Source organism: Virgibacillus flavescens, assembly GCF_050574275.1.
Lineage (GTDB): Bacteria > Bacillota > Bacilli > Bacillales > Amphibacillaceae > Virgibacillus_F > Virgibacillus_F flavescens.
This window is the reverse complement of record NZ_CP192260.1, coordinates 1,039,667-1,056,110: the sequence shown is the minus strand read 5'-3', so window position 1 is coordinate 1,056,110 and position 16,444 is coordinate 1,039,667. Positions and strand designations below refer to the sequence as shown.

Here is a 16,444-nt window from a genome sequence, read left to right as displayed (position 1 = left end):
AAAGGAGTGGTTAAGATGGGGATTTTTGATGGAATGATGGGCAATGCTTCGGAGATCAGTTCAACTGATGCTGAAAAGGAACTTAGTGAATTACTTGGTGATTCTGAGAAGGTGGAGCATGCCTATAAACTGATCAGGGATTTAATCGTTTTTACGAACAAGCGGTTGATTCTGGTTGATAAACAGGGGATGACTGGCAAGAAAATCGAGTACCATTCTGTACCGTATGGTAATATTACTCACTTTTCTGTTGAGACTGCTGGGACATTTGATTTGGAGGCAGAGCTTAAAATTTGGATTTCTGGCAGTTCTGTTCCGTTGCAAAAAACGTTTAATAAGCAATTGAATATTTACAAAGTGCAGCGTGTTCTTTCTGAGTATGTAACTGGTTAACTGTGTCAACTCGGGAAAAGATATAAGACAGGTAGACGTTAGGTCGCATTTTCACTATACTGCGACCTAAGTTTAGGTTTATTATCTTAAATATACTCTAAAATTGCCGTCCAGGATCGTTGCGGGCGGATGCTTTCCGCGGGCACGGCTTCAGTCTCCTCGAGAAAACCACTCTGCGGGGCCTTCAGACTCGTGCTGTTCCCGCAGGAGTCACCGCCCTCCACTCACCAGGACTGGTAATGCTGTTTATGTCTTTGTTCTTACTAAAATCAATGCATATAGAAATATATAAGTACTATCAGGAGTGCAGTTAATAAATCTTGGCCATCCACATTTCGTCAAGAGATTGGAGCGGATGGCAGTCGACTCCTGCGGGAGGAAAGGCATGGGTGAGGCCCCGGAGTGTGGCACATGTCACTGAAAAAGGGGTGGATTTTTTAAATTTTATTTTCCTCACCTTTACCAAGCATCTTCGAATATACGAAGACTCCAGTGGGAACAGCGCGAGCTGAAGATCCCGCAGGAAAGCGGTTTTTGCTTATCCGAGGAAGCTGAAGCCGTGCCCACGGAAAGCGAAGTATATTCGAAGATGCGAAAATAGATCCACCTATTTCGTACCACACATAACTTTTTCAGTGGCCACCTACGGCGGCACGAGTAGGTTCATCAACAGCCCTAAGGAGCGCGACTGCCAGCAGCGGGAATTTCGTTGCTGTTACCTCGCAATTTCCACCTAATGGTGATATTAAATCCCTAGACTCGTGGTGGGGGTGATTTTTTGCGTTGGTTGGATGCTTTTTCTTGTAATACACTAAATAGACGTTCTTTTTATAACTGTTGATACAATAAGTATATACCTGTGAAAAGAAGTAGGAGATATGTCATTATTCGGAAGACCTGTTGATTGATTCGCTTAAATAACAGCTGTCCAACAAATAAGCCAACGACCACAATTGGAAGTGCTTCTAAACTGGATATCCAACTAACTTTCGATGTTCCAACAAATATTATCTGTGTAATGAGACTCACAAGATAGATGAATAAATAGAATGCTAATGTAGTAGCCCGTAGAACTTCTTTTGATGTATTGGTACCGGAAAAATATAATAGGATGGGTGGCCCCGGCATACCTATAAATGTTGTAAATGCTCCAGACAAACCACCTATGCTATAGTCTCTCCTCAGTGTTTGTCTGATTCGATAGTTTAAGATTAAAAGAAGCGTCAAGCATAGAATAATGATACTTATAGTCAGTTTCAGAACCGTCATGTCTATCCAAACAAACGTAATAATCCCGATAGGTATTCCCGCAAGGCTTCCTATAATAAAGCGTTTCAATGTTGTTACATCGACATCTTGTTTTATTTTCGAGATAAGTGCAAGAGAAATAACAAAAGATAAAATTAGATTAATTTGAATCGCTTCTCTAGGTTCAAACAATAGCAAAAGAAACGGTGTAGCCATGATGGAAAAACCAAATCCTGTGCTAGTTTGGAGTATCGAAGCAAAGAATATGATAACAATAAAAATGATCAGTGTTTCTATAAGAGCACCTACTTTACGTCAGATTACCTTTTTAGCCTTCTAGTAACAGGATGTACTATATCTTCACTGCAGGAAACCCGCCTGTCAGTTTTTCATAAGCATGACTTGCACGGAGGACTAGTCCATCGCCAAATCGATTTCCAGCTAGCTGCATACCAATTGGAAGTCCGCTTTTGGTCTGTCCTGCAGGGATGGAGGCTGCCGGTAAACCTGTCATATTATACATATGTGTCATCATCCAGTCTGAATCAGCTTCGATCTTCTTACCTTCAATTTCCTCAGGTCCAAGCAATTCATAGTTAAAGGCCGGCACAGCAAGCGTTGGAGATAGTATAAGGTCATAGGTCTCAAAATGCTTCTGGAGCTCTCTCCATACCACTGTTCGTTGTTGCTGATAACCAATGTATTCACTTGTGGACACGTCAAACCCTCTTTGGATCATGGTGTGATAAGAAGGCGTTAGTAACTCTGGAACATCCCTGAGCATCGTTGCCCCACCTGCAGCTGCTTTTGCATACCAGGTGTTTTTGAAAAAGCCCAGAAATTGATGTAACGTCATCCCGAAATCCATTGTTACTTCTTCTACTTCCGCGCCAAGATTCTTCCAATTTTTAACTTGCTCGTCCATTACATTAAGTACTTCCCTGTCCACGGTATACATTCCAAAATCCCGTGTATATGCAATTTTAACGCCATTTAAATCGCCTTCTATCTGTCTGATCAATGCTTCGTCAAATTCAGGTAATGAAAAAGGATCTGTTACGGATGGTCCCTGGGTCACATCGACGAACAAAGCTGCATCGCGAACTGTCCGTGTTAAAGGTCCATGATTAACAAATGGGTTATTTGATCCAAATACGTTCAGTAAACTATTGTCCATTGGAATTCTGCCGTACGAAGGCTTAAATCCAAATACACCACAAAAGCTTGCTGGAATGCGAACGGAACCGCCACCATCGCTGCCTTCAGCAAATGGAACCATATTTGCAGCTACTGCAGCTGCCGATCCACCACTTGATCCGCCAGCGGTCTTATCTAAATTCCATGGATTTTTCGTTGCACCAAATAACAAATTGTCCGTGGTACCCTTATGCCCAAAATCCGGGGTATTCGTTTTCCCAATAATAATCGCACCAGCTGCTTTCAATCGTTCAACAATTGTAGCGTCGCGATCTGGGACATGATCTTCAAATACCTTTGTTCCAAAGGATGTTTTAATTCCTTTTGTAGGGGTTAAATCCTTGATTGCAATTGGCACTCCGTGTAATGGTCCAAGTTCTTTTCCTTGAAGTACATCCTGCTCGGCCTGCTTCGCCTCGTCCATCGCATTTGGGTTGATTGTCACCATTGCATTCACTCGTTCGTTGCTTGCATCTATTTGTTTTAAGTAATATTCCATCACCTCAACAGGTGATAGCGACTTTGAATGTATGTTTTTCACTAATGTTTCAACTGAAAAATTCATATGTATCACGATACCTCGCTTTATTATTTTTAATTGAAGCAATTGTATCATTTTCATTAACTAAACATGAAACCATACGTTTGTGCGTAAGTCTTAGGACCTACTATAAAAATTTATAAATAGATTGAGTAATTTTTGCCAAAATCGGATTAATATCTTGTATAATAGGTGATAATTATTAGATGTATTTATTATAAAACTTGGCTTATCGCCAAGCCTTAATGGCGTAAAAATGCACTTATGCAGTAAGAAAGGTTTTGTACTTTCTTATTTGCCACAGGAAAGGAGACTCAAATGAAATCCTTGCGAATATTATTTTCTGGAATTAGTTTATTGCTATTATTCCTTTTTATTTCACCTTCTACACATGCTGATACAGGTACAGCTTATGAGGTTGGCACATCCTCACTAAACGTCAGAAGTGCACCAACACAGAATGCAGCCGTATTAGGAAGCTTACATCCAGGTGATGAAGTAATCGTATTTCAAGAGCACTACGGCTGGGCGCAAACATATTATGGTGGCCAGGAAGCATGGGTAGCTTCACAGTATTTATATCCTGCTGATCAATCCGGAAATGCTTCGAACGCCAGCACCAGTAATACCGTCAGCGTAAATACGGAAGGTGTTCATGTACGAAGCGGTCCCGGAACAAATTACTCCATTCTTGGTTTTGCAGCATCAGGTGATACATACACGAAGGTTGAAACACAGAATAACTGGCATAAAGTCTTGCTGCAGAACGGCTCGACCGGTTGGATAGCGGCATGGTTAACGAACAGTTATAATGGAGGGCATTCAACGGTGAGAGCGGTAGCGGAACCACCATTAGACTCAAAAGGTTCTCTCGAAGGCTATACTATTGTTCTAGATCCTGGCCATGGGGGGAACGACCCTGGTGCAATAGGCTTTAATGGTGCACTGGAGAAAAATTTGACTCTGTCCATCGCAGAGGTTGTTGCTTCTCACTTACGAGAGGCAGGTGCAACCGTGAACATGACAAGACAAAATGATCACTATCTATCGCTAAAGAGTCGAACTGAATTCAGCAGCAAGTATGAAACAGACGCATTTATCAGTCTTCATTATAATGCTTTTCCATTTATGTCAGTAAACGGAATTAGCGCCTTCTACTATGCAAGTGGGCAAGAACTGGCTGCTTCCATCCAGAACCAGCTGGACCAGCAAGTTTCGTTGCATAATAGAGGCGTCCAGTTCGGAAACTATCATGTTCTCAGAGAGAATAATGACCTGTCTGTCCTTCTTGAACTTGGATTTATAACCAATCCAAATGATTTATTTCTCATTCAAACGAACGGTTATCAGCGTAACGTCGCTCAAGCGATAACAGATGGTGTGAAAAATTATTTTCGTAAATAAACAAAAAGCTGTCCAGCTATAATTTTTGGCGGACAGCTTTTTCGTTCATGTTATAATTCCGATTTAAAAATAATATTGTTCTGTTTTCGTGCCGTTTCCGTAATAGAGAGAACTTGAAAACTCAGATCCCTTAACCGTTCATATTCCAGTTTGTTTTCTGTATCGATTATCGATCTGAAGTTCTGTATTTCAAACATCATATCATGCTGTTGTTCAACCGTTTCAATCGACGTTTTTTCTTTTGTTTTGGAATGTATTCGTTCCAGGTTTAAAATCGTGCCTGCATTCTCAAATACTAGCGTTGCCTCTTCACCGTGTATTTCACATGAATTGAACGAGTTTGATATTTTGGAGAACATAATTGTGCAAGTGAAGTCAACATAATCCAATACCAGCGTGCCATTTCCGTCTACTCCACTGTCCAGAATTACCGGGTGATAGGAAACTTGCTTTGGCACACCATATAAACCAACTGCGAGGTATAGCGGATAGACACCCAAATCTACTAATGCTCCACCTGAAAAATCAAGTGAGAAAATATTTGGGTTTTCACCATTTAAATATGCATCATACTTCGACGAGTACTTGGAATACTGAAACAGCAGACTGCGAACCTGACCAATCTTATGACTTTCTGCTTGTAGTTTACTGAAGTTCGGTGAATGCAGATTTCGAACCGCTTCGAACAAATATACATCATTCTCTTCAGCAACTTCATGCGCATGTTTTAATTCAGCCGTATTAGAGAAAACTGGTTTCTCGCATATGACATGTTTTTTTTGCTTCAGAAATTGAATGACATGCTCATAATGCAAAGAATTTGGTGAAGCGATATAGACGCAATCAATTTCCTTGCTTTTAGCCATTTCAACTAAGTCTGTATAAACATGTGCTGCCCCATGTGATTCAGCAAATGCTGAAGCATTATCATGAGAACGTGAATAAACAGCTGTAACGGTGAACGAGCCAGCAGCTTTTACTGCGTTGATAAAAGCAGAGGTAATCCAGCTTGTGCCAATTGTACCTATATTCATTTGGTCACGACCTTTCATTTAACATTTCTTTAATGATTTCTGCGGATTCGTGAGGATTTGACGATTTAGTAATTGCACTTCCAATAATAACAGTGTCAGGTGCTTTTTTCATTATTTCCGGCAATGAATCCTGATTAATGCCGCCTGCCACCGTTACTTCCATGTTTGAGTCTGCCACTAAATCAAACAGTTTTGTATCAAACTTTCCTTCTTTTTGCTTATCTTTTCCTACGTGAAGACTAACCAGGTCAACACCTAATGCTGCAAGTTCCTTTACCCGCTCGGTATCAGTTACTTCCAGTAAATCCACCATGACTCGTTTACCATGTGTTTCAGCCACTTTCAATGTATCTGTGATGGTTAAGTTAGACGAAAAAGCCATTACAGTAGTAATATCAGCGCCTGCTTCAAATGCTTGTTTAGCTTCATGTCCACCTGCATCACATGTTTTCATATCAGCTACAATGATCTTACTTGGAAACAGCGTTCTTATTTCTCTAACAATCGCCATCCCATACTCTTTAATTACACCTGTCCCAACTTCAATAATATCCAGCTGGTATTTCGTATCATTTAGTACCTGAAGGCATTCTTCTCGTGTTAATCGGTCTAAGGCAATCTGTAATTTCATTCCCTGCACCTACCTTTCTATTCTTTCTTTTTCGCCAAGTTCCATTTGTACGTCCTCGTAATATGGCAAACCCTCATTGTCACCAGAGACGCTGACTACCATAGAACCAATCGTGTTTGCAAATTCAAGCGTCTTTTTTAATGGCCAGTCATGCAGTATTCCATATATCACACCTGCATCGAAACCATCTCCTGCACCAACAGTATCAACTTTTTTGCGAGGTGAAACAGGATTTGCTTGTATAAGCTCATTCTGATAATATCCTACTGATCCTTTTTCTCCTTGTTTGACCGCAATGTAATCGATACCTAATTCCTTCGCTTTTTCAATAATCGCAATTGGGTCATTTACACCAAAAATGATTTCCATTTCTTCATCCCCTGCCAAGAGAATATCCACATCTGGAAGTATTTCTGATAAAACTTCCTTCGCTTTTTCTTTCGTCCATAATTTCAAACGAATATTTGGGTCGAATGAAATTTTTAAACCGTGTTTTTTTGCAAGCGTGATGGCTTTTTTAAATACTGGAATAAGCGTCGGATCGATTGCTGGCAATATCCCTGTAAGATGGAGAATCTTCGCTTGCTGAAAGTATGTTTCATCGAGATCATCTGGTGTCATGGAAAGCATAGGGGACTTGTCACGATAATAAAATGTCCGAGTGCTGCCATCTTCCATAATTTCTTTAAAATTTAGTGATGTCGGATACCCTTCAATCAACTCAAGCTGAGATACGTCTATTCCTTCCCCGCGGACGAAATTCCGTATCGCTTTTCCAAATTCATCGCTGCCAAGTCTGCTGATCCATCCAGCATTCAGGCCCAATCTCGCACATCCAATTGCAAAATTCAATTCTGCGCCACCTATTCGTTTTTCAAATGCGTTAACAAATTTCATCGGACCTGTTGAGGCTGGATTAAAAACGACCATAGCCTCACCAATTGTAATTACATCCCGCATGTTGTGACCTCCTATGTTAAAATTTCTATTTTTTCTTGTCTGCCAATAATTGCTTTGTCTGCAAGATCGATAAACAATCCAGTCTCTACCACACCAACTAATAGTTTTAACCGTGTATGGAGGTCTTTCGGATTCAAAATCTGATCAAATTGACAATCCACAATATAATTTCCATTATCCGAAACAAATACGTGGTCCTCGTCCATTCTAAGCTTAAGCTTAAAACCTAATCGCGAAATGCAGTCCACTGTAACTTCCCAGCCAAATGGAAGTATTTCGACTGGCAATGGGAACGAGCCAAGCGCATTTACGACTTTGGATTCATCGGCAATAATAATCAGCTGGTCTGCGTACGCGTCCACAATCTTTTCCCGGACCAAAGAGCCACCGCCACCTTTTACAAGATTGAGGTTATGGTCAATTTCGTCAGTTCCGTCAATCGCAAGGTTAATGATTTCTATTTTTGAAAAATCGGTTAAAGGTATACCGAATTCCTTCGCCCATCCTTCTGTACGCTTGGACGTTGGGATGCCTTTTATCTGTAACCCATTACTGACTCGCTCCCCAAGTTTTTTTAAGAACCAGTAAACCGTAGACCCTGAACCTAAACCTAGAATCATATGGTCTTCTACAAAATCCACCGCTTTCTCCGCGGCTAGCCTTTTGTTTTCTTGCAAATTTATCACCTTCCTGTCGTTTATCAGATCAGTAGCTAATAAATGACCCCAATCGTAATTGGGGCCACCTTACACCGTTCAGACTTCTATTAAAATAAACCTGGATTAATCATTTTAGGAATATAGAAAGCTACTTCTGGGAAAAAGGCAATAAAGAGTAATACTACCAGAATAATAGCTATATACGGAAGTACTGCTACTAAAGAACGCTCAATGGATAAGTCTCCTATTTTCGCAGCTAACAATAAACAAAGTCCATATGGTGGTGTTATTAATCCTACAGCAAGTGTAATTACGATAATTAGCCCTAAATGGATTGGATCCACGCCGAACTGAAGTGCTGTTGGTAAAATAACAGGCACAAAAAGGATCATTGCTGGAATAGCATCCATAAATGTTCCAATGAACAGGAAGAAGGCAATGACAATTATGATAAACACCCACTGGGTATCAATGTTATTGCTGAAAAATTCCTGTGCTATTGTCCCTAATCGGTAATAACTCATTAGTTCTCCTAGTGCACTAGCTGCAGCCAATGCGAATAGTGACAGAGAACTTAAAGCTAGCGTATCAACTAAAATCTTAGGAATATCACGTAACTTTAACGTTCTGTAGATGAACATACTGATAAGCAATGTATACAATGAGGCTACTGCAGCTGCTTCTGTAGCAGTGAAAAACCCTGTGGTAATTCCACCAATAATGATAACAGGGGTCAGTAGTGCAGGAATTGTTTCAATTAATAATTTGAAAAATTTACTTGCTGCTACCCGATCATACCTTGGATATTTCTTTTTTATTGCCATGATATAGATAAAAATCATCATACCAAGACCAATTAAAACACCTGGTACGATACCTCCAAGAAACAATGCACCAACCGACGCATTGGTTAATCCAGCAAATATAATCATTGGAATACTTGGCGGAATAACAACTCCAATTGTTGATGAAGCTGCTGTCACAGCAACAGCTGTTTCCGTGTCGTAACCCTTTTCTTTCATACTAGGTATGAGGATTTTCCCAACCCCTGCAGTATCTGCCTGGGAAGCTCCTGATACACCAGCAAACATCATGGATACCAATATGTTTGCATGCGCTAATCCGCCTCTAATTGGTCCAACTATTGCAAGGGAGAGTTCGATTAATTTGATCGAAATCTTACCGGAATTCATTAAGTTCGCAGCTAAAATAAATAATGGTACTGCCAGTAACACAAATGAATCAAGCCCGTTCAGCATTTTCATTGGAACAGTTAGCTCCGGGATATACGGAATGTTAAATATACCCAGAAAGGCAACGATACCGATGACAAAAGCAATAGGTATTCCTATCAACATTAAAATTATGAATAAACCTAAAAGTATAAAACCCATTACTTTTGCACCTCCTTACCTCTTAATAGTGTTATGTGATTCAATAAATGAGATAACGAATAGATTACCATTGTAAGACCCATGATAGGAATGGAAATCCAAACATAACCCATTTTCAATGCTGGTAATGCAACCCAATTATAGTCCCAAAAATTCTGGACAACCTTTATGCCATAATAAAATATAGCTAGGTTAAATAAAATGAGTACAAGATCGTTAAAAATACCTATTGATAGTCTTGCTTTTAACTTTAATTTCTTTTGAATTAGATCGAAATTAAAGTGTTCCCTTCTATTCACCATTACCGATGCACCCATGAATACTGCCCAAATAAATGAATAGTTTGCCACTTCAACCGTCCAGATTGCCGGAATCCCAAAATGTCTGGTTGTGATCTGTATCATAATAACGATAAAGAATATTGATAAAAATAGTACACCTGCTGTTAATTGCACCTTTTCAAGTCCTCGTACAAAGCGATTCATTGTAATGCCCCCTCACGAAAGCCTAAGGAAAGGACACCAGAAGTGCCCTCACTTTAGATATTATTATTTTGATTTTGCATCTCTAATCTTTTGAAGCATGTCTTCAACGCCCATGTCTTTAGCCGCTTGATCCTGTAATGGTTTAGCTAGCTCAATGAATGGTTCTCTATCAATTTCGTTTACTTTTGCACCTTCATCAATAGCTTTTTGCTTATATTCCTCTTCTTGCTTGTAAAGTGCTTCTCTTTCAGCCTTAACAGATTCTTCAGCAGCTTTCAAAATGATTTCTTGCTGCTCTTTTGTATACTTATCAAACTTATTACCATTAACAAGCAAGAATCGTGTAGTGTAATCGTGACCGGTTTCTGAGATGAATTTACCGTTATCTGTCGTATGGTGATTTTGTTGTACGAAATAAGGATAAGCATTTTCAGCTGAATCTACAACATCCTGCTGTAGAGCCTGATACAATTCGCCCCATGCAACGTCTGTTGGGATCGCACCAGTTTGTTTCCAATAATCTGCTACAACACCTGATGTTTGTGTACGCATTGTCATACCTTCTAAATCAGACATTTTTGTAATTGGTTTCTTTCCGTAATAATGTCTAACTCCAGCAGACCAGTATCCGACAAGTTTGAAATCATTGTTCGATTTTTCATTAATAATGTCAGCCATATTTTCGCCAACTTCGCCATCTACAACTGATTCCCAATGATCGTAGCTTTCAAAAAGATATGGAAGAGCGAATAAATCCACTTCTTTAATTCCTGTTTGTGTCATAAATCCTGGTGAAACCAGTACTACATCAGCAGCACCAAGTTTAAGCTTTTCAACTAGTTCTGACTCTTCTGTTCCAATAGTTCCAGCGTGAACCTCTACTTCTATGTTGCCATCAGATTCCGCTTCCGTTACTTCCTTAAATTTCAGCAAGCCGTCCTGGTAAGGATTTTCAGGTGAAGTTTGGTTATGTGCTGCAATAATTTTTATTTTATCCGCTCCGCCTTCACTTTCGTTTGATCCTTTTTCTTCTCCATTGCCACACGCCGCAAGTACGGCTGAAACAAATAACATCAATAGTAGTGGAATTAATTTTAGTTTTTTCATTTTAAATCTCTCCTCTTATTTTGTTTATATTAGAATATTAGTGCTGTACCTTATTAACAAATTTCGATGCTACTTCAGACAAACGCTGATAATCCTTTTCGGAATGAAGCGTGTTAACATTTACAAGGTTACTACCAACGCCTACTGCCACACCTCCTTGTTGCAAATAATCATTCATGTTATCGATCGTAATGCCGCCTGTTACCATTACTGGAATATGTGGCAGCGGTCCATGAATACTTTTTATGTAGCTTGGACCAAAAACATCTGCAGGAAAAATTTTCACCATATCAGATCCATTTTCGTATGCCGTTAGAATTTCAGTTGGTGTCAAAGCACCAGATACCATTACTACGCCATAGCGATTGGATACTTTTATTGTTTCGATATTCATCGTTGGTGAAACAATAAATGCTGCACCAGCCATGATTACGGCTCTTGCGGTTTCAGGATCAAGAACGGTACCTGCCCCAATTACTACTTTGTCCGAAAATACATCAGCAACTTTTTCTATTAGCGTAACTACTTTTGGTGTTTCTGCAGTTATTTCAATTGTTTTTATCCCGCCTTTATACAGCGCATCTACGATTGGGATAATGTTTTCCTCATCAGCCTTGCGGATTACAGCTACAATTGGGTTTTCCTTAATTTTCTGTAATACAGCCATGTGATCACCTTTTGTCCTTTATTATTCCAAATTGGCATGTACGTTGTTTAGATCAGCATTACTTTGTTGATTGCTACTATTTTGCAATAGATAAACCATTAATGCGTCGAGTACTAAATGTGCTGATTGGTCAAACTGACTGCCAAGCGGCTGAATGGTATCAGGTTCATGTTTCTCTCTTTTTTTCGTTGCGGCCGGAATCGTAACCAGGCAGTCACTAATCCTGCCAATTTCGGAGTCCTTATTCGTTGTAACAAGCGCTAGTTTAGCTTGTATTTCTTTTGCCTTTCGCCCGAACTGTGCTAAAGAAGCCGTGTTACCTGATCCGGAGATTAAGAGCAATAAATCGTCACTTTGGATACTTGGTGTAACAGTTTCTCCTACTACAAAAACCGGATATCCACTTTGCATTAATCGCATCGCAAACACTTTACCTATTAAGCCGGAGCGACCAGTACCTGCGATGAATACTCGTTTAGCAGACTGAATCTCTTCACTTAACTGAATAACTTCTTTCTCATCCGTCTGACTCAATACTTGGGCTACTTCTTCAGCGATGGTATGTATAATCTTCTTCATTTACGTAACCTCTCCCTCGTTCAAATATGTAGCGCTTTCATTCATTCCATCACCCTTTTAACAGGATGATCTCTTTATTAACATCGGCTCAAAACGGTATACTTCCTCCGTGTCGTCCGTTTGGGTCTTTTTAATCTTATTCAGCAGTATCTCTGCTGCTTTTTTTCCCATTTCAAATGTAGGCTGAGCAATTGTCGTTAGGGATGGATTATAAAAGCTGGCAAACGAAACATCATCAATTCCGATTAGGGCAAAATCTTCAGGAATGTTTTTCTCGTTTTCCTTTACGAATTTCAAAATTTCGATTAACACGAGATCATTCATAGCAAGAATCGCATTAGGAGGTTCAGGCAGACTTAGCATTTCTTTAAGTCCTGCTTGTATGCTGTTAATTTCCAGGCTTTTTATATACGATGTTTCGACTGACAGATTATTTGCCTTCAGCGCATCTTTATACCCTTCAATTCGCTCTGACCTTGGTGTAACCGCTTCAAACGTTGGAGGTGTAATGATCCCAACCCGATCGTAACCTTTTGAGGTGAATTCATTCACTGCAAGCAATGCAGCGTTTTCATTATTTAACAGGATAGAACTGACTGGTACTCCAGGAATTCTTCTGTCTAAAAATACAATTGGATAATTATCTTCTACCATTCGTTCATATAGTTCAACATTGTCACCTGTCGGAAAAACAATTATTCCATCCACTTGTTTTGCCCGAAGCATTTCAATATATTTTTTCTCTTTAATCGGCTCGTCATCTGCATTGCAGACAATGATATGGAAACCCAGTTCATTACATACATCTTCAATTGCACGGATAACCTGTGTAGAGAATTCGTGTAAAATATTTGCTACGATTACCCCGATAGTAGTGGTTGATTTCTGTTTCAGACTTCTTGCTACAATATTTGGCTGATAGCCCAATTCTTTAATAGCGGCTTCTATTTTATCTTTCGTCTTTACAGCCATATAGTCATATCTTTTGTTTAAATACTGTGAGACAGTACTTTTTGATACTTCTGCATATTTAGCTACATCCGAAATCGTAACTGTTTTCATTTGCGTTTCCCCTATTTCATATTTAATTCTATTAGTTGATAAACCGGTTTAGTAAACCGATTTAGTAAAGTATAAGATAAATGTAAGCGTTTTACAACCTTTTAATCAATTTATTTTTTTATTTTAGAATTGTCTCTTTATTAAAACCAAAAAAAGAGGCTCACCCCAATAGGTATGCCTCTTTTTTCCTTTTTTTGGATATTAACTATTACCCTAATACTGCCCTGTCACTTTCAAATTGCGCACCACGAATCCGTTTGAATTCCTGTAGTAACTTTTCAATCGTTAGATCTTGTTTCTCTTCTCCTCCAACGTCGAAAATGATTTGCCCTTTGTCCATCATAATCAAACGGTTACCCAAATCCAGCGCTTGCTGCATATTATGCGTGACCATTAGCGTAGTTAATTCAAACTTTTCCACCACGTCGTGTGTAAGTTTTGTTATTAACTCTGCCCGTGAAGGGTCCAGTGCTGCAGTATGCTCGTCAAGCAACAATATTTTCGGTTCCGTAAATGTTGCCATCAATAAAGACAACGCCTGCCGTTCTCCTCCTGAAAGCAAACCAACCTTAGCTGTTAATCGATCTTCAAGCCCTAAGTTCAGAGTTAGCAAATATTCCTTGAACATTTTCCTTCGTTTGGATGTTACGCCTGGCTTTAACTTTCTTTTTTTATCCCGTGTATAAGCCATCGCCAGATTCTCTTCAATTGTCATCGATGGAGAAGTCCCTGACATCGGATCCTGAAAGACTCGTCCGACAAAAGCAGAGCGTTTGTATTCAGGAAGCTGCACCACCTGTTTATCATCGATAAAAACATCGCCAATATCAGGACTCAGGTAGCCGGAAATTGCATTCATGAGTGTGGATTTACCTGCACCATTACTTCCAATAACCGTTACAAAGTCCCCTTTCTTCAATTCTAAATTGATCGACTGTAAGGCTTTCTTTTCGTCTGGTGTATCTTCGTTAAATGTAATTGATATATCCTGTAATCGAAGCATGTTACACCTCCATCTTAAGCTGAGCTCGTTTTTGCATGCGACGCTTTTTTTCTTTTCGAGCCTGCAGAATTTTTGGTGCCACTAAAGCCGCAATTACGAGTAAGGCAGTAATCAGTTTCATGTCACCTGTTTCCAGAAATTCAACACGAAGGGCAAGCGTTACCACAATTCGATAAATAATCGCCCCGCCAATCACCGCTAATGTTGTTATCGCAATCGTTTTCGTGCCAAATAACGCTTCACCTATGATTACAGAGGCAAGGCCAATAATAATCATTCCTATTCCCATTCCAACGTCCGCAAATCCACCATGCTGCGCAATCAGTGCACCCGAAAAAGCAACAAGGGCATTCGAAATACCCACTCCGACAATGATAAGTGAATCTGTATTCGCTGAAAGACTTCTGATCATTTTCTGGTTATCGCCTGTTGCACGAAGCGCCAGGCCAACATCAGTTTTCAAATAGTAATCCGTCATTAGCTTAATGACAATTGTAACAATTATCATTAACACAACGATGGCCCAGGTACCTGGTACTTGTTCCGCTCCAAGCATGGTAAGCACTCCGTTTAATGCTGAATCTATGCCAGTTGCGGCCCAAAAGGATTCGAGCTGTTTAAAGATTGTCGACTCCCGCAATAGAGATAACGTCGGCTGGCCCATTATTCGCAAGTTAATAGAATAGAGGGCAATCATCATAATGATCCCTGATAAAAGTGCATTGATTTTACCCTTTGTATGAAGTATTCCAGTCACACAGCCCGCCAAAAATCCTGCGAGTGCAGCAAGAATTGTTGCTAAAACCGGCGGTACTCCATTTACAATTGAAAATGCCGCTACTGCAGCACCTGTCACGAAACTTCCATCTACCGTCAGATCAGGAAAATCCAAGACACGAAAGGTTAAGTAAACCCCTAATGCCATAATCGCATAAATTACTCCTGATTCTACTGCACCAAATAATGATATAAGCATTAAATTTCCCCTCTTTTCGAGTCCTGTTGTCTGCTAATTATCTGCTAAACTTATTCCGCTTCTACAAACTGAGCTTTTTCATCCCATTCAGCGTTCCATTCAACACCTTGCTCTTCAGCAGCTTTTTTGTTAATAAATAATTGAATCTCCTTAGGAGGTTCAACAGGGAAGTCCGCTGCTGTCTTTTCGCCCGTTAATATTGCTGCAGCCATTTCTCCTGAACGGTATCCAATAGTATGATAATCTATTCCAAATGTAGCAAACCCACCTTTTTTCAGTGAATCTGGTTCTCCAACAATTAGTGGAATGTCCTGTTCGTTAGCGACACCAACTACACTATCTAATGCGGATACGACTGTATTATCAGTTATGATGTAGAAAACGTCTGCTTTTCCAACTAATGATGTAGCTGCCTGTTTTACTTCAGCCGAACTTGCTACTGTACGTTCAGAAAGCGTAAGACTTGTGCCTTCAGCTGCTGCCTTTACATCCTCGATCTGACTCACAGAGTTTTGTTCACCTGCATTGTATATTAAACCAACAGTTGCATCTTCAAAGTTTGAATCGATGAAGTCCACTGTATTCTGGATTGCCTCAGGATGTAAATCAAGTACACCGGTTACATTTTCCCCAGGTTCATCCATAGATTTAACCAATCCTGCACCTACTGCGTCTGTTACCGAAGTGAAAACAATAGGAATATCACTTGTAGCTTGTACTGCACCAAGCGCACTCGGTGTAGAATTAGCAAAAATAAGGTCTACATTATCTGCTACGAAGTTATTAGCAATCGGTGCTACGTTATTCTGATCTCCCTGAGCACTTTGTAAATCATATTCCACGTCTAACCCAGCATCTTTTAGTGCTTCTTGAAAACCTTCATATGCTGCATCAAGCGATGGATGTTCAACTATTTGGGTTGCGCCAACTGTATATGTCTTACCTTCGCCTTCTCCATCTTCGCCTCCACTTGAATCTGACGCGTCATCTGAACCACATGCAGCTAAAACCATCATGCTAAACAACGATATTATCATCAACCATAGACCTTTTTTCATGTTTTTCTCCCCTTAATTAAATTTTATAATTTTTAGAATATTTCCT

17 protein-coding genes are annotated in these 16,444 nt (G+C 39.8%); 2 read left to right on the top strand and 15 right to left on the bottom strand.

Going from position 1 to position 16,444, the window contains the following annotated elements; genetic code table 11:
* Positions 1 to 15 precede the first annotated feature (15 nt).
* Entirely contained in the window at positions 16 to 393 is a 378-nt protein-coding gene (locus VBD025_RS05245; RefSeq protein WP_430789969.1) for a PH domain-containing protein, read from the top strand.
* Between the two features lie 828 nt (positions 394 to 1,221).
* Here the strand turns inward: VBD025_RS05245 and VBD025_RS05240 are convergent.
* Positions 1,222 to 1,938 carry a sulfite exporter TauE/SafE family protein gene (locus tag VBD025_RS05240; protein ID WP_430791280.1) on the bottom strand — a complete coding sequence of 239 codons (717 nt, stop codon included), beginning with the start codon at positions 1,936 to 1,938 and terminating at the stop codon, positions 1,222 to 1,224.
* 55 nt (positions 1,939 to 1,993) lie between these two features.
* Positions 1,994 to 3,460, bottom strand: coding sequence for an amidase (locus VBD025_RS05235; protein ID WP_430789967.1), 1,467 nt, complete (start codon positions 3,458 to 3,460; stop codon positions 1,994 to 1,996).
* Positions 3,461 to 3,697: 237 nt separating this feature from the next.
* On the opposite strand from VBD025_RS05235, the gene VBD025_RS05230 reads away from it, so the two are divergent.
* A complete protein-coding gene (locus VBD025_RS05230) occupies positions 3,698 to 4,783 on the top strand; it encodes an N-acetylmuramoyl-L-alanine amidase (RefSeq protein ID WP_430789965.1) in 1,086 nt (361 codons plus the stop codon).
* Between the two features lie 50 nt (positions 4,784 to 4,833).
* On the opposite strand, the gene VBD025_RS05225 is transcribed toward VBD025_RS05230, so the two are convergent.
* The 13 genes from VBD025_RS05225 to VBD025_RS05165 form a co-directional block, all read right to left on the bottom strand.
* Positions 4,834 to 5,817, bottom strand: coding sequence for a Gfo/Idh/MocA family protein (locus VBD025_RS05225; RefSeq protein WP_430789963.1), 984 nt, complete (start codon positions 5,815 to 5,817; stop codon positions 4,834 to 4,836).
* 4 nt (positions 5,818 to 5,821) lie between these two features.
* Positions 5,822 to 6,448, bottom strand: coding sequence for a 3-hexulose-6-phosphate synthase (gene hxlA / locus VBD025_RS05220; protein ID WP_430789959.1), 627 nt, complete (start codon positions 6,446 to 6,448; stop codon positions 5,822 to 5,824).
* A gap of 9 nt (positions 6,449 to 6,457) precedes the next feature.
* Positions 6,458 to 7,408, bottom strand: coding sequence for a sugar kinase (locus VBD025_RS05215; protein ID WP_430789957.1), 951 nt, complete (start codon positions 7,406 to 7,408; stop codon positions 6,458 to 6,460).
* An 11-nt stretch (positions 7,409 to 7,419) separates the two neighbouring features.
* Positions 7,420 to 8,085 carry a ribose-5-phosphate isomerase RpiA gene (gene rpiA, locus VBD025_RS05210; RefSeq protein WP_430789955.1) on the bottom strand — a complete coding sequence of 222 codons (666 nt, stop codon included), beginning with the start codon at positions 8,083 to 8,085 and terminating at the stop codon, positions 7,420 to 7,422.
* An 89-nt stretch (positions 8,086 to 8,174) separates the two neighbouring features.
* Entirely contained in the window at positions 8,175 to 9,461 is a 1,287-nt protein-coding gene (locus VBD025_RS05205; RefSeq protein ID WP_430789953.1) for a TRAP transporter large permease, read from the bottom strand.
* Complete coding sequence (locus VBD025_RS05200; RefSeq protein ID WP_430789951.1) at positions 9,461 to 9,946, bottom strand: TRAP transporter small permease; 486 nt, start codon at positions 9,944 to 9,946, stop codon at positions 9,461 to 9,463. Before VBD025_RS05200 ends, VBD025_RS05205 begins: the two co-directional genes overlap by 1 nt.
* A gap of 63 nt (positions 9,947 to 10,009) precedes the next feature.
* Complete coding sequence (locus VBD025_RS05195; RefSeq protein WP_430789949.1) at positions 10,010 to 11,053, bottom strand: TRAP transporter substrate-binding protein; 1,044 nt, start codon at positions 11,051 to 11,053, stop codon at positions 10,010 to 10,012.
* Between the two features lie 37 nt (positions 11,054 to 11,090).
* On the bottom strand, positions 11,091 to 11,720 hold the full coding sequence (locus VBD025_RS05190) for a bifunctional 4-hydroxy-2-oxoglutarate aldolase/2-dehydro-3-deoxy-phosphogluconate aldolase (protein WP_430789947.1): 630 nt from the start codon (positions 11,718 to 11,720) through the stop codon (positions 11,091 to 11,093).
* Positions 11,721 to 11,741: 21 nt separating this feature from the next.
* The gene (hxlB, locus tag VBD025_RS05185) at positions 11,742 to 12,299 is read right to left on the bottom strand and encodes a 6-phospho-3-hexuloisomerase (protein ID WP_430789945.1); all 558 of its coding nucleotides are present in this window, start codon (positions 12,297 to 12,299) and stop codon (positions 11,742 to 11,744) included.
* A gap of 57 nt (positions 12,300 to 12,356) precedes the next feature.
* Entirely contained in the window at positions 12,357 to 13,361 is a 1,005-nt protein-coding gene (locus VBD025_RS05180) for a LacI family DNA-binding transcriptional regulator (protein ID WP_430789943.1), read from the bottom strand.
* Positions 13,362 to 13,569: 208 nt separating this feature from the next.
* Positions 13,570 to 14,364 (bottom strand): ABC transporter ATP-binding protein, encoded by a 795-nt coding sequence (locus VBD025_RS05175; RefSeq protein ID WP_430789941.1) that lies wholly within the window; start codon positions 14,362 to 14,364, stop codon positions 13,570 to 13,572.
* Position 14,365: 1 nt separating this feature from the next.
* Positions 14,366 to 15,340, bottom strand: coding sequence for an ABC transporter permease (locus VBD025_RS05170; RefSeq protein WP_430789939.1), 975 nt, complete (start codon positions 15,338 to 15,340; stop codon positions 14,366 to 14,368).
* Positions 15,341 to 15,390: 50 nt separating this feature from the next.
* Complete coding sequence (locus tag VBD025_RS05165; RefSeq protein WP_430789937.1) at positions 15,391 to 16,398, bottom strand: ABC transporter substrate binding protein; 1,008 nt, start codon at positions 16,396 to 16,398, stop codon at positions 15,391 to 15,393.
* Positions 16,399 to 16,444 lie beyond the last annotated feature (46 nt).

What these genes read in the sequence shown, in the direction of transcription:
- VBD025_RS05205 (WP_430789953.1), bottom strand. Translation starts at nt 9,461, where the DNA reads ATGGGTTTTATACTTTTAGGTTTATTCATAATTTTAATGTTGATAGGA.
- hxlB (WP_430789945.1), bottom strand. Translation starts at nt 12,299, where the DNA reads ATGAAGAAGATTATACATACCATCGCTGAAGAAGTAGCCCAAGTATTG.
- VBD025_RS05180 (WP_430789943.1), bottom strand. Translation starts at nt 13,361, where the DNA reads ATGAAAACAGTTACGATTTCGGATGTAGCTAAATATGCAGAAGTATCA.
- VBD025_RS05225 (WP_430789963.1), bottom strand. Translation starts at nt 5,817, where the DNA reads ATGAATATAGGTACAATTGGCACAAGCTGGATTACCTCTGCTTTTATC.
- VBD025_RS05165 (WP_430789937.1), bottom strand. Translation starts at nt 16,398, where the DNA reads ATGAAAAAAGGTCTATGGTTGATGATAATATCGTTGTTTAGCATGATG.
- hxlA (WP_430789959.1), bottom strand. Translation starts at nt 6,448, where the DNA reads ATGAAATTACAGATTGCCTTAGACCGATTAACACGAGAAGAATGCCTT.
- VBD025_RS05215 (WP_430789957.1), bottom strand. Translation starts at nt 7,408, where the DNA reads ATGCGGGATGTAATTACAATTGGTGAGGCTATGGTCGTTTTTAATCCA.
- VBD025_RS05200 (WP_430789951.1), bottom strand. Translation starts at nt 9,946, where the DNA reads ATGAATCGCTTTGTACGAGGACTTGAAAAGGTGCAATTAACAGCAGGT.
- VBD025_RS05190 (WP_430789947.1), bottom strand. Translation starts at nt 11,720, where the DNA reads ATGGCTGTATTACAGAAAATTAAGGAAAACCCAATTGTAGCTGTAATC.
- VBD025_RS05245 (WP_430789969.1), top strand. Translation starts at nt 16, where the DNA reads ATGGGGATTTTTGATGGAATGATGGGCAATGCTTCGGAGATCAGTTCA.
- VBD025_RS05170 (WP_430789939.1), bottom strand. Translation starts at nt 15,340, where the DNA reads ATGCTTATATCATTATTTGGTGCAGTAGAATCAGGAGTAATTTATGCG.
- VBD025_RS05195 (WP_430789949.1), bottom strand. Translation starts at nt 11,053, where the DNA reads ATGAAAAAACTAAAATTAATTCCACTACTATTGATGTTATTTGTTTCA.
- VBD025_RS05175 (WP_430789941.1), bottom strand. Translation starts at nt 14,364, where the DNA reads ATGCTTCGATTACAGGATATATCAATTACATTTAACGAAGATACACCA.
- VBD025_RS05230 (WP_430789965.1), top strand. Translation starts at nt 3,698, where the DNA reads ATGAAATCCTTGCGAATATTATTTTCTGGAATTAGTTTATTGCTATTA.
- VBD025_RS05235 (WP_430789967.1), bottom strand. Translation starts at nt 3,460, where the DNA reads ATGAAAATGATACAATTGCTTCAATTAAAAATAATAAAGCGAGGTATC.